Source organism: Myxacorys almedinensis A (assembly GCF_010091945.1).
GTDB lineage: Bacteria > Cyanobacteriota > Cyanobacteriia > Leptolyngbyales > Leptolyngbyaceae > Myxacorys > Myxacorys almedinensis.
On sequence record NZ_WVIE01000008.1, the window covers coordinates 38,640 to 50,344 of the forward strand.

Annotated in this window: 14 protein-coding genes; 11 read left to right on the top strand and 3 right to left on the bottom strand. The window is 48.3% G+C overall.

What is annotated here, in order from left to right; genetic code table 11:
* Positions 1-77: 77 nt before the first annotated feature.
* Positions 78-2,090 carry a molecular chaperone HtpG gene (htpG, locus tag GS601_RS08525; protein ID WP_162422859.1) on the bottom strand — a complete coding sequence of 671 codons (2,013 nt, stop codon included), beginning with the start codon at positions 2,088-2,090 and terminating at the stop codon, positions 78-80.
* A 281-nt stretch (positions 2,091-2,371) separates the two neighbouring features.
* Between htpG and GS601_RS08530 the strand changes: the two genes are divergently transcribed.
* Positions 2,372-3,058 carry a manganese catalase family protein gene (locus GS601_RS08530; RefSeq protein WP_162422860.1) on the top strand — a complete coding sequence of 229 codons (687 nt, stop codon included), beginning with the start codon at positions 2,372-2,374 and terminating at the stop codon, positions 3,056-3,058.
* A gap of 142 nt (positions 3,059-3,200) precedes the next feature.
* On the opposite strand, the gene GS601_RS08535 is transcribed toward GS601_RS08530, so the two are convergent.
* Positions 3,201-4,448: a Zn-dependent hydrolase gene (locus GS601_RS08535; RefSeq protein WP_202924965.1), complete on the bottom strand. Its 1,248-nt coding sequence runs from the start codon at positions 4,446-4,448 to the stop codon at positions 3,201-3,203.
* Positions 4,449-4,646: 198 nt separating this feature from the next.
* Here GS601_RS08535 and GS601_RS08540 point away from each other — a divergent pair, with 198 nt between their 5' ends.
* Positions 4,647-5,063 carry an allophanate hydrolase-related protein gene (locus GS601_RS08540; protein WP_162422861.1) on the top strand — a complete coding sequence of 139 codons (417 nt, stop codon included), beginning with the start codon at positions 4,647-4,649 and terminating at the stop codon, positions 5,061-5,063.
* A gap of 222 nt (positions 5,064-5,285) precedes the next feature.
* Here the strand turns inward: GS601_RS08540 and GS601_RS08545 are convergent, their stop codons facing one another.
* Entirely contained in the window at positions 5,286-5,828 is a 543-nt protein-coding gene (locus GS601_RS08545) for a peptidoglycan-binding domain-containing protein (RefSeq protein ID WP_162422862.1), read from the bottom strand.
* A 429-nt stretch (positions 5,829-6,257) separates the two neighbouring features.
* Between GS601_RS08545 and GS601_RS08550 the strand changes: the two genes are divergently transcribed.
* The 9 genes from GS601_RS08550 to GS601_RS08585 all read left to right on the top strand — a co-directional run bounded on the left by GS601_RS08550 (position 6,258) and on the right by GS601_RS08585 (position 11,249).
* Positions 6,258-6,527 carry a hypothetical protein gene (locus GS601_RS08550; RefSeq protein ID WP_162422863.1) on the top strand — a complete coding sequence of 90 codons (270 nt, stop codon included), beginning with the start codon at positions 6,258-6,260 and terminating at the stop codon, positions 6,525-6,527.
* Positions 6,528-7,352: 825 nt separating this feature from the next.
* Complete coding sequence (locus GS601_RS08555; RefSeq protein ID WP_162422864.1) at positions 7,353-7,661, top strand: hypothetical protein; 309 nt, start codon at positions 7,353-7,355, stop codon at positions 7,659-7,661.
* Positions 7,662-7,682: 21 nt separating this feature from the next.
* The gene (locus GS601_RS23130; RefSeq protein WP_238393158.1) at positions 7,683-7,847 is read left to right on the top strand and encodes a hypothetical protein; all 165 of its coding nucleotides are present in this window, start codon (positions 7,683-7,685) and stop codon (positions 7,845-7,847) included.
* Positions 7,848-7,907: 60 nt separating this feature from the next.
* Positions 7,908-8,687 carry a YoaK family protein gene (locus GS601_RS08560; protein ID WP_162422865.1) on the top strand — a complete coding sequence of 260 codons (780 nt, stop codon included), beginning with the start codon at positions 7,908-7,910 and terminating at the stop codon, positions 8,685-8,687.
* Positions 8,688-8,755: 68 nt separating this feature from the next.
* On the top strand, positions 8,756-9,190 hold the full coding sequence (locus tag GS601_RS08565) for a hypothetical protein (RefSeq protein WP_162422866.1): 435 nt from the start codon (positions 8,756-8,758) through the stop codon (positions 9,188-9,190).
* A gap of 30 nt (positions 9,191-9,220) precedes the next feature.
* Entirely contained in the window at positions 9,221-9,397 is a 177-nt protein-coding gene (locus GS601_RS08570) for a hypothetical protein (RefSeq protein ID WP_162422867.1), read from the top strand.
* 54 nt (positions 9,398-9,451) lie between these two features.
* Positions 9,452-10,129: a putative antibiotic biosynthesis monooxygenase gene (locus GS601_RS08575; RefSeq protein ID WP_162422868.1), complete on the top strand. Its 678-nt coding sequence runs from the start codon at positions 9,452-9,454 to the stop codon at positions 10,127-10,129.
* Positions 10,130-10,316: 187 nt separating this feature from the next.
* Entirely contained in the window at positions 10,317-10,559 is a 243-nt protein-coding gene (locus GS601_RS08580; protein WP_162422869.1) for a hypothetical protein, read from the top strand.
* Positions 10,560-10,760: 201 nt separating this feature from the next.
* A complete protein-coding gene (locus GS601_RS08585; protein ID WP_162422870.1) occupies positions 10,761-11,249 on the top strand; it encodes a methylmalonic aciduria and homocystinuria type D protein in 489 nt (162 codons plus the stop codon).
* The last annotated feature ends 456 nt before the right edge of the window (positions 11,250-11,705 follow it).

Genomic DNA, 11,705 nt, shown 5'->3' on the forward strand with positions numbered 1-11,705 from the left:
CGATCGCTAGACAAGTTTCCTAGCGTATTGGCTGGGGAACCTTGCTCGATCGTGCAAGCCCTATCTAAACCGCGCGATTAACGAGCGGCTTTGTCTGTTAGCTTTGTTAGCACTTGATTTGATCGCTCGACAAACGACCTCATGCCATCTGCGTCAAATCCCTTTTGTGCCATCAATGCTAGATCGTAGACATGATGACAAATGAGCGTTGCAAGTTCTGCCGACGGAGATTGCCCATCAGGGGTTGCGATCGCGCCTTGGCTCAAGCTCATCAGGTTCTCAATCATCGGGTGCGATGTGTTGATCAGCAGAATGTGCTCTTCCGGAAATTGAACGGCTTGCTGTTGCATCAGAGCCGTCATTTCTTGCATCCGGCGTAACTGCTCAGGCAGCAACACCATTGCTGGAGGCGTTGAAGCTGCATCTTCTCCCTTGAGCGCTTCGGTGCGAATGATCAGTTTCGGCTTGTCTAGCGCTTTTTGGAACAGCGTTTTAATCTGCTCACTTCGGGTTTGGTTTGTGGTCGGATCGACAATTTCCTCAGATTTGTTTTTGTCGATCAGCGTCTCATCTAGCTCAGAGTCTACGCGGGAGAACTTAATGTGAGAATACTCACGCTCTAGGAAACTGGCAAAATGGCTGTCGATAAACGAGTCCATAAACAGAACTTCTATCCCTTGGCTGGTATGGAGTTGCACATACGTCGCCTGCGAGACCTCATCGTTGCAGTAGAATACGCGATTTTCGTGGCGTTCTTTGTTGCGTTCAAGATACTCTTGCAATGTTGTGTAAGATTTGCCATCAACCGTATTGCTCTGACCATTAGAAGAGTCTTGCCAAACGTCTCCCTCTTGCGTTTGGATTTCTACTTTAGGAGCAGCATCACTCAGGTTGGCAGTGGTGCGGTAGATGATGATATCTTCGACTTGCTTCTTAAATTTTTCGTCGTTGAGCGACCCAAATTTGACAAACGTTCCCAAATCTTGCCAACAGCGAATATATTCCTCTCGGTTATCACGGTAGAGTTCTTTCAAGCGATCGCCCACTTTTTTTGCGATGTAGTCAGCAATTCTACGAACGGTGCGATCGCTTTGTAAGAAACTCCGAGACACGTTCAACGGAATGTCTAAACTATCAATCGCACCCCGCAACGGCATCAAAAATTGCGGAATTACTTCTTCGCAGTTATCACTGACAAACACCTGATTGCAGAACAGCTTGATTTGCCCCTTAGACACATCAACGTCTGGCTTGAGTTTTGGAAAATAAAGAATACCATTGACTACAAATGGATAGTCTGTGTTGAGATGAACCCACAACAACGGCTCTTCTTGAAATGGGTAGAGATATCGATAAAACTCAAGATAATCTTCGCGGCTGAGATTGCTGGGCGACTCCTTCCACGGTGCAATCTGACGGTTGATTTGCTCTGGGGCTTGCGCGTCTTCGTCCTCCTTCTCAATCACTTGCAACTTGATCGGAAACGGCATAAAGTCGCAGTAGGTTTTGACTAGCTGTCGAATTCGGTGCGGCTCAAGGTATTCTAATTCTTCGTCTTGCAGCGTTAGCTTGATCGTTGTGCCCTGCGTTGCTCGATCCGATTCGGAAAGCTTAAATTCTGTTGAGCCGTCACATGCCCACTTGACCGCTTGCGCTCCTTCTTTATAGGACAACGTATCGATCTCGACATATTTTGCCACCATAAACGAGGAGTAAAACCCCAGCCCAAAGTGACCAATAATTTGCTGATCGGCACTCGCTTGATATTTTTGGACAAACTCTTCAGCGCTAGAAAAGGCGACTTGGTTGATGTATTGTTTCACCTCGTCTGCCGTCATTCCGATGCCAGTATCAGAGATAGAGAGCGTCTGTTTTGGCTTGTCGATCGTCAGTATAATTTCCGGTTCAGCCATGTCGCCGGAAAACTCTCCAGAGCGAGCCACCATCTTCATTTTCTGGATGGCATCTACAGCGTTTGAAACTAGCTCACGCAGAAAAATTTCGTGGTCTGAGTAAAGCCACTTTTTGATAATCGGAAAGATATTCTCAGTATGGATCGAGATGTTGCCTTGTTCAAGAATGGTCGTCATCAGCTTATCCACAGTTCTTACAATAACCTCAGCACTATTTTGCACGAAGGTCGGGGCTTGCGTTCCCATTGTAATCAGTAGAGTTGACCGATAGAACGGTTCGGATATCCTCACCTGTTGCATTCAGCACTGCCAAATTTCTGGCTCTAAAGGTAGAGATTGGCGGTCTAACTAATCCCTCCTAAGCTGATGTAATCCTAAAATCTTTCGTCTTAAGATCGCATAGCTTTTGAAGGCATCAAAGGCGAAAACAAGGCGAATATCTAGAGAGGACAATTTCAATGTTTTTTCATAAGAAAGAAACTATCCATAGCGTTAAAATTAACGAGCCAAATCCAAGGTTTGCTCAACTACTTCTAGAGCAGTTTGGGGGGGCAACGGGAGAATTAACGGCTGCTTTGCAATATTGGGTTCAGTCTTTTCATGTCGAAAACGCAGGCATTCGGGACATGCTTCAAGATATTGCGATCGAAGAGTTTGGTCATCTAGAAATGGTGGGTAAACTCATCGAATCTCACACTAAAAATGTCGATCAAACTGAAGCTTTTAAAAGCAGTTTGTTTGCCGTTCGAGGTATGGGTCCTCACTTTCTCGATAGCCAAGGAAGCGCTTGGACAGCGACCTACATAGACGAGGGAGGTGATGTTGTGCGCGATCTCAGAGCCAATATTTCGGCAGAAGCTGGAGCGCGCCAAACCTACGAAGCGCTAATTAAGCTAGCGACCGATGAAGGCACCAAAAAAACACTCACCCATCTTTTGACCCGTGAGATTTCTCACACTCAAATGTTTATGAAAGCATTGGATTCGATGGGTAAACTCACTGACCCAATGTTTGGTAATATCCAGCCTGATGAAACCGTGGACATCTACTATAATCTGTCTTCCAACGGTGAGAAAGATGAGCGCGGCGCTTGGAATTCGGAACCAACGTTCCGGTACATTGCCGATCCCATGAATCAGAAGTAAACCTAGCAGCAGGAAGTCTAGCGATCGCTAGAATCTTCTGTCCCTGTCTCTCATTTATTTAAGTATTTAATTTTATTTAAGTATTTAATTTAAGTGAGGGCAGGGATATTTTTAAGGTACAACTGTGTCCTAAAACTGCGTCCTAAATCGGATAGAGTTTATCTAGCGCTAGCAGGGTGTGCAGCAGCACGGTTGCCCCTTGGGCACAGTGTTCTGGCGAGGTATATTCGGCTTCGGAATGGCTTAGCCCTGCTTGACTCGGCACAAAAATCATTCCCATGTCTGTGATCCGTCCAACTTCGAGGGAATCGTGCCCGGCACGGCTGGGAAGATGGCAGTGACTTAGCCCTAGCTGGTGGCACACTGCCGCGATCGCATCTTGCACCAAGCCTGCTGCTAAGGTCGGTTCGACGCACAAAAGCGGCGCTACGGTAATTTGCGTATCCGTTTCTACTGCGATCGCCGCTACTGCTGCCTCCAACTGCTCGACCATCCCATCTAGCACCTCTTTCGATAAATCTCGCATATCCACGGTCAGTTCTACGGTTCCCGGAATAATATTGACGGCATTGGGCAAAACGCTCAGAAAGCCGACGGTGGCGACGGGCTGAGTGGGCATCGCCAGCGCGATCGTTTGAACTGCCAACACCAGCTTAGCCGCTGCAATTAACGCATCTTGGCGCATCTCCATGGGCGTTGTGCCTGCATGGTTTGCCTGCCCGGTAATGATGATCTTGCGGCGGCGCATCCCGACGACCCCTTGAACAATGCCAATCTCATGCTGGGTGCGCTCTAAAATAATCCCTTGCTCAACGTGGAGTTCGACAAAGGCAGCTAAGTTAGTGCGATCGCGCCGTGCTGTGGCTAGGTGATCCCACTCTCCGCCCAACCCTTCTAGCGCTTCTTGAATCGATTTTCCGCTCGGCAAATGGTAGCGCTCGATCTCGTCGTAAAGGACGGTGCCTGCGATCGCTTGAGAGCCGATCATCGTGCTTTCTTCGTCGGTAAACACAATCACCTCAAGCGGATGATTTAACCGGAGGTCGTTTTGGCGGAGCGATCGCACCACTTCAAGCCCTGCCAAAACGCCTAACGCCCCGTCATATCTCCCCCCCGATGGAACGGTATCAATGTGTGATCCCGTTGCTAACGCTGGAGCATGGTGATAAATCCCGTCATATTTGCCGATCAAGTTGCCAGCGGCATCGGTGCTTACGTGCATATCAAGCTCAGTCATCCACTGCTGAATCAGATACCGCGCTTGCAGTGCCTCTGGCGTAAACGCAAGGCGACAAATACTTCCCGATGGCTGTTTCCCAATTTTTGCAATGCGCTCAATATTGGCGTTGAGGCGATCGCTGTTAATGTCTAGTCTTGAAAGAGTCAGCATAATGGTGTCCTAGGGAAAGAAATGCAACGTTAATTCAGAGACACAAGGGATAGTCTACGGTAGACTGTATACAAAAAATGCAACACCAGCTACAGCCTGTAACGGTGTTAGGAAGTTCTAACAGTCGATGAACTGCTCCGGTGGATAGAGTATGCTTTCATCGATTGTGCTTTTGTTTTAGCAGCTAAGGAGAACGGTATGAGTCAGTCAGCAGATACACCGAAGAAGCGCATCTTCATTTGTGGGTCAGCGTTGCGCGGTCAGCCCGATCACAACAATTTGGGGAATGCAGCCTTCATCCAAGCGACCCAAACAAAACCTCTGTATCGCCTCCATGCCGCAGAAAACGGTTGGCATCCTGCGATTTATCAAGTTGCCGAAGGGGGCATCGCTATTCCGGGGGAAGTGTATGAACTGACCAACGCCGAGTTTGAGTATCTTGCTGCCAATGAGCCACCTCATATGTACCCTGCTGATGTGATTCTAGATGATGGGGACACGGCGACGGCGTTTCTTTATCCGCGCGCATTGGTTGAGCAGTATAACTGGCTTGACATTTCTGATATTGGCGGATGGATCGCTTACAAAAACAGCAATCTGGCTGTTGCTCCCTAATGTCTGAACCGCCAGCTTTTGGAGCAGGCAGCGCGATCGCATCGTATGCCAAAATTAAACGCCGAAATCAAAGTCCTTCTTTTGTGGGAGAGGGCTAGTGGTCTGTCAAAGTTGAAATGAGGGACAAGGAGTGGATGGGTTAGAGAGTCGATGGTGGATGGGTCGTTCAGTAATCCAGCCCATCTATCCCTCCACTCATGCACCCCTCCACAAAACTAGCTTTTACCACCACTTGCCCAAATCAATCCACTTTTGGATCTCCGGAGAAAGCATTGCCGCATTTGACTTGTTCGGTAAAGGGCAGGTCTGCAACTGGTTCCAAGTTGCCATATCGACGATGCCATCCGCTTCTAACTGGCGCTTTTGCTGAAATCGCATAACGACCGCCTTGGTTGCATCATCAAAGCAGCCATCTTTTTTAACCGAGTAACCATGATGTTCTAAAAGTTCTTGAAGCCCCCGCACATCTGTTCCGGTGTGCCCTGGTTTTAGCATCCGCGCTCCCGGTCGAATATTTGCCTCTAACCGTGCCCAAGTGTCTAAATTAACGACACCATCAACTCTCAGCCCCTGCTGCTGCTGAAATTTTATAACGGCAATTTCGGTAAGGCTGCCAAAGTCGCCGTCAATCCGCAGTGGGTAACCGCAAGCATTAAGCAGCACTTGCAGTTCGGAAACTTGTGCCCCGTTATCCCAAGGGCGGAGGCAATCTCTTGAAGGCGTGCGGTGAATTTCTATCTTGGGTGCATCGGCGTCAGAACTCATGGGCATCTCGGTAGGGCGAACGGGCTTTTTTTGACCTTTCTTTTTTGACCTTAAATCATGACCTTAAATAAATAATCTGCCGTGATCTGTTCAGCACCAACATCTGCATCGCAGAGGGCTGAACTTGAACGGCTGGCTTTAAAGTGTGAGTAAAAAAGTGTGAGTAAAAAAGTGTGAGTAAAAAGCATCAAAAACCAGAGTATCAAAAATTTACACCAGGGGAGTGCATCCTAGCCTACTTGCCGCGATCGCAGATCATGCCAGTTCGACAGTGCCCGCGATCGCGACCTGGTGCAAGATTATGTTAAGGTAAAAAGTAACGTAAGGCACAGAAAAAGATTCGTACATGCGCTCGCCCTGTTAGTAGCGAGATCGTGTGGTGACAGGTTTAAACGTGCCTCCTGCAATGCACAAATTGAGGAGGTTCTCATGCAATTCTTAAACCCTAATTCCGATGTTCAGTGGCAATCTTACAAAGCCTTAGAACTCATTCCAGATGTTATCCAAAACAGTCCTACAACAGGTAGCCGATTTACGTTTGGGCTAGGTTGGGCTTGGGCACTGTTGCTGACGCTGTTAGCTGACGAACTTGTGGAGGAGCAAACGGTTGAATATCTCGATCGCTGCTGGTCACATGACGAGTCTGAAGAGCCGTCTCCCTCCAAAACTCTGCAACGGCTTTGGGCGCTGATGAATTAGCTCTGCATTAGCTCTACGGTTGATGTGCTGGTTGGCATGGCAAAAATTGTCAGCAATGGTTTTTGGGGTTGCGATCGCGCAATCTTCAAAGACCATCACCTGTGCATCTAGTCTTTCGATAACGCCATTTGTTGGGATGGCATAAATTTGATATTTTTTTGGATTGCCATACACAATTTTGTAAGCATAGATCTGTTTACAATAGCCCAAGGCGTGCATCACTCTTGCAGTGGCTGTAGCGATCGTAAAGACGCAGATTTTTGCACTATTTAGCAGAAACCGTATCTTAAATAACAAACTGCGATGCTGGATGCAGTAGACTGTATACATTGTTAAAACTAGACTTAACTCTTGCTGTTCAGGCTCTCGTGCTATGGCTCTGGCATCGGCTTAGTTCGTTTGCTAGCCTCTCCTGAAGCAGTTTCCGAGGCTGAGTTCAACGCAAATCTGGTACAACAATGTTCGATTTTTAATGTTCGATTTTTGAGGTGCAATCTGAAGGTAAATGGGTTCAGGCTCTATAGCTTACCCAGGGTCTCGACTTCATCTAATGAGGTTGAGCTTCGATGACTACTCGACTCTCTAAAACGCCGCCTGATTCAGAGGCGGTTTGGTTTAACATCTAACAAGTTCTAAGGTGAGGGGAGATTTATGAAGGATTTTGTCCGTAGGTTAGGTGTGTTGACCTTGCCCTGTCTCATGCTACTTAGCACTTTCGCAACGTTTCCTCGTGCCGCCTATGCCGCCATCAGCGCAGAGCGCACCTCTGGAAGCACTGAGATGATTGCTATCGGGGCGCTTGGCTCATCAGGTCTGCCTCTGTTTATGGCTCAAGCTGTGAGTGCGCCTGAGCTAACCGAAGCAGATGCTGAGGCTACAAAAGAGCTAGAAAAAGCTGCAAAAGAAGAAGCGAAAATAGCAGCCAAGGCAGCCAAGGCAGAGGCAAAAGCAGCCGAGAAAGTCGCCAAAGAGGAAGCAGAAAAAGTAAAAGAGGCTGCCAAAGCTGAAGAAAAGGCAGCTAAAAAGGCAGCGAAGGAGGAGGCAAAAAAAGCGAAGGAGTTAGCCAAAGCTGAAGCCAAAAAGCTAAAGGAAGCTGAAAAGGCAGCAGCGATGGAAGCAATGGAAGCAAAGTAAGCTGTAGCTTTCAAGAACCTTTTGTGGAGGGAGCGAGACTTTAGAGGTAGCTTGGTGCAGCGATGGGCTTACCGAGAGTGTGTCTTTCTGGCTCACACTCACGTCTGCAAGCAAGTTGCCCTGTCTGCTCTGGTTGCCAGAGCGGTTTATGCCAGGTTTCTGGGTCGAGTGATGGGGATGGGATGAGAGATCCGGCATCCCTTGCATGGCACGATCGCGTCGTATCCCCTATCGATAGGAGTAGCAATGACCGTAGTTCCACGTCAGAGTGAGACATTTAGCTTTGGGGCTTTTTTAATTAGCGATGCGCCTGCCGGGTTTCTGCTGAGTTGGGTGGCAGGGTTTGTCGATACCTCCGCTTTTATTATTTTGTTTGGTTTGTTTACCGCTCATGTAACGGGCAATTTGGCGCTGGCGGGTTCGTCGTTTGTCAGTTCAGATGAAGGCAGCACGGTCACCCGCTTGCTGATGATCCCGACCTTTATGTTGGTTGTGGCGTTGACCTCGCTGCTTGCTCGCTTTGCTCGGATGCAGAAATGGTCGGTTTTAGCGACTCTGCTTACCCTAGAAGCGATCGCACTAGGGGTTTTTCTGGGGATTGGCACTCGCCTTTCTCCTGCTCTGCTGCTAGATGTGCAAGAAGATTTGATTTTACCGATCGGGATCGCTGGAGTTGTGGCGATGGCGATTCAAAATGCCTTGATGAAAGAGGCGAAAGACTCGTTTAAGAGCTACATTCCAACAACGGTGATGACGGGAAATACGACCCAACTGACGATCGATGTCGTTCAGTTTTGGGTTGCTAAAGTGTTGCCCTCGTGGAGCAAGTCGCCGGAGACGGAGGCGGAAGAGGCAGTTGAGCGGATGGGGCGGGTTTTCCCAACGTTGCTCGGCTTTGCCTTAGGTGGATTGGCGGCGGCGTGCTTTGTGCCAATGGCTGAGTTTTGGTGTCTGGCGGCTCCTTTGGGGATCGTGTCGGCGCTTGCGATCGCAGCGTTTTCGCAGCACGTTTCGATTTCTCAGTAGCCAGCGTTGTCAAGACCGATAAATCATAACGTTTGATGTTTGATGATAGATGCAGCTTGGAGAGGATAATGAAACGTGTATTGCTGGCTTTCTTCGCGGCTTTGCTGGTTTTATGTAACTTTGCGATCGCGGATGGGGCACAGGCTCAGCCTTGGATGGGGTTGGCTGCTAGTGCCAATGCATCGGTTCAGGACGATTTGATCGAGCAGCTAAAAACCCAAGTCTTGCCTCAGATTGATGACATTCTTACCTCTGAGCAGCAAGATGAGCTTGAAGCGGCAGTTGGGGAGGGGAAGGTAAGTTTGCGGAAAGCGTTCAAGTCGCTATCTCTAACTCCTACCCAAAAAACAAAGTTAGCGGTAGTTTTCAAATCTCTGCCAAAAAAGGAGATTTTTACCACCATGACTCCAGATCAGAAGAAATCGTTTTTTGCTAAGAAGAAAGAACTGTTTACGCCTACCCCGAAAGAGATTGCTGAGTATAAAACTCCGAGCGGCAAGTAGCTTTTTCGAGCAGATTGGGGGTTAACTTGGGTGGCTCATCGGTTACATCTGCTGGCGAAGCCCGAAGATATCCCCAACTCTGCTGCCCATGCGTCAGTCCTCTTTAACGTGAATTCGCCAGAGTTGCTTGGCTGCGATCGCCGATCCGGGAAGCCCCAAACCACGAAGCAGATCATCTACATCGAACTCACGCCCTCTTTCTGTTAGATCTCGATCTCAGCGTTGCTTTGGGGATAACTGCCGATTGCCAGAGTGTGGTTCATGACAGATTCTCAAGAGAAAACCCCCTTTTACTCAAGCCTGGTTGTCGAACATATCGTTCCAAAGGGCAAAGATTTTGCATTTAAAAAATGGCATACCGAGTTTACTAATGCAGCGAAGCGCCATCCTGGGTTCATTCGGCTCGATCTCACGCCGCCTCTGAGGTGCGAAGACCCGGTGGTAAAGTGGTATTCCATTGCCCATTTTGATACGCCAGAACGGTTGGATGCCTGGATCGAATCTGACGATCGCAAGCGGCGTTTAGCATTGGGACAGCGCATTTTTGAGGCGTACCGATTTAAGTCATTTACGACAGGGTTAGAGGGCTGGTTTTCGTTTGAGTCAGGCTCATCTGAACGAGTAGGGTTAGGTCCTCCAACCTGGAAGCAGATTTTAGCTGTCGTGTTGGGACTCTATCCGATCATCATGATTCAATCGAGGCTATTTGACGCACTGGGCATCATGCAGTCTTGGTCGCCTCCGCTCAGAACCCTCGTTAGTCTTTTAATCACCTCCACGATTTTGAGCTTAGTTGTGATGCCTATTGTCTCGAAAGGACTTAGCTTTTGGCTAAAGCCTGCCCATCGGCTTTCTTCTAGAAAAGATAATGCTGTAGGAGGCGCGATCGTAGCCATTGTCCTCACATTTTTAGTCAGCTTATTTCACTATTTGCCGTGATCAGCAAAAGGCTAAAAGGCTTACTACAAAAACTTTCTGGCTGAGGTAAGCAATATCTATTGTGTTTTAGTTTGCTGTCGTTCTACCATTATTTTTACTGTTCAATGAGTTGTCTAAGATAGCGAATTGCTTTATGATCAGCCCATCACATCAATACGCCTGATAGCCAAGCCGCTATCTTCCCCGCATGGATTCTTTGCTTGGGTCTGTAGATTCACAAACGGTGTTGGTCATCGCTGCGATCGCAGTAGCGTTTTTAGCGTTGCGCCTGGTGCTGCGAGTATTGAGTGTTAGCTCAGGCTTGATCTTATCAATTGCTGCGATCGCTCTAGCGCTAAACTATTTCTTTGGCATCAGCCCCAAACAATTGTGGTTTGAAATCAGCCACTTGCCCCAAGACCTACTTCAACTGGTCAAGAGTCTGGGGTAACTGGAAGGTTATGCTCAACTAAATCGACAACCTTACCTTATAGGCAAACGTTGAACAGTAATCCTGTAGCATGGCTCAGGTTGGCTCGTGCGACAGGTTCTGTCACCCTTAGATTTAGCCTCGCACCATACCTTCAACAATGGCAGCTAAAATTAAAGTCTTAGTGTTCTAACCTTCGTTTGGTTCATTCAGCGTCATCAGATGCACTATTCTGTCCATCCGCCTAGCAAATTTATCGACAAGTACTGCGACCAACTTTTGCCAACCTGGTCTACTCCTGTGCGCTCTATCGTCGTGATTTTGCAACCTGCTGAGCTAGAGCTAACCCATTGCACTCCCGCAGCCGAACACTGCAAGCATCGCCTCAGACAACGCTTCCTAGATATTGGGCTGGCGATCATTGAGCATCTCAAGCAGTTGGGATACTTAGCCGACGGGTTTGATCCTAAAACGGGTCTGCCTTTAACATCTCAAGCTGGGTTCATGCGATTAGATGATGTGGCGGTTGTGCGATCGTCGCTCGGCTACCCAGCGGCTCAGCTAGGCGCGTGTTCTACTCTCGTCCATCCCTTGTGGGGCAGCGCTGTCTATCCTTCTATTTTGATGTCTTCAGCAGATACAAAACTCGTAGAGTCTGCGGTTCGTGCAGTGGCGGGTTTACTAGAATGCCACCATTCCTTGAGCGGCTGAGGCAGTTTTACCCAATACAAGGTGATCACGATGGGTTTTCTAAGGTGCCCTTGTCCAACAATCTCAACGCTATAAGATGGGCTATTGCGAGTGGCAAGATCCGCGATAAATCGTTTGCCGATCCGTCGCCAACTTGGTTCTTTGCTGTGCCACTCGATCCGGCAACTAGGGTAGGGCAAAGTTTCTCGATCAAACAATCGGCAACATGAACCAACCACACGGTACGTGTAATGACAACCAGGGCTGAAAAAGATGTGTCCGTGAGAAAAGGGATGGGTCATAGATGAAGACTGGAGATGAGACGATGGAGCTAAGGAACTGAGCTAGAATCTGCCAAGTCTGCCAAGGTTGACGGGCGAGCCTGGTTGGAAGACAGGATTAAAGATCTTAACTGAAGTCACAAATAGGTAACTAAGAAATTTTGCTTAGCTAGAAGAAGCGTCGGAACAAGGAGGG

Bases quoted from the DNA above. Each gene is read 5' to 3' on its own strand.
- GS601_RS08585 (WP_162422870.1), top strand. From the start codon at position 10,761: ATGCACTATTCTGTCCATCCGCCTAGCAAATTTATCGACAAGTACTGC.
- GS601_RS08530 (WP_162422860.1), top strand. From the start codon at position 2,372: ATGTTTTTTCATAAGAAAGAAACTATCCATAGCGTTAAAATTAACGAG.
- GS601_RS08565 (WP_162422866.1), top strand. From the start codon at position 8,756: ATGAAACGTGTATTGCTGGCTTTCTTCGCGGCTTTGCTGGTTTTATGT.
- GS601_RS08580 (WP_162422869.1), top strand. From the start codon at position 10,317: ATGGATTCTTTGCTTGGGTCTGTAGATTCACAAACGGTGTTGGTCATC.
- GS601_RS08550 (WP_162422863.1), top strand. From the start codon at position 6,258: ATGCAATTCTTAAACCCTAATTCCGATGTTCAGTGGCAATCTTACAAA.
- GS601_RS08535 (WP_202924965.1), bottom strand. From the start codon at position 4,448: ATGCTGACTCTTTCAAGACTAGACATTAACAGCGATCGCCTCAACGCC.
- htpG (WP_162422859.1), bottom strand. From the start codon at position 2,090: ATGACGACCATTCTTGAACAAGGCAACATCTCGATCCATACTGAGAAT.
- GS601_RS08555 (WP_162422864.1), top strand. From the start codon at position 7,353: ATGGCTCAAGCTGTGAGTGCGCCTGAGCTAACCGAAGCAGATGCTGAG.
- GS601_RS08545 (WP_162422862.1), bottom strand. From the start codon at position 5,828: ATGAGTTCTGACGCCGATGCACCCAAGATAGAAATTCACCGCACGCCT.
- GS601_RS08575 (WP_162422868.1), top strand. From the start codon at position 9,452: ATGACAGATTCTCAAGAGAAAACCCCCTTTTACTCAAGCCTGGTTGTC.
- GS601_RS08540 (WP_162422861.1), top strand. From the start codon at position 4,647: ATGAGTCAGTCAGCAGATACACCGAAGAAGCGCATCTTCATTTGTGGG.
- GS601_RS08560 (WP_162422865.1), top strand. From the start codon at position 7,908: ATGACCGTAGTTCCACGTCAGAGTGAGACATTTAGCTTTGGGGCTTTT.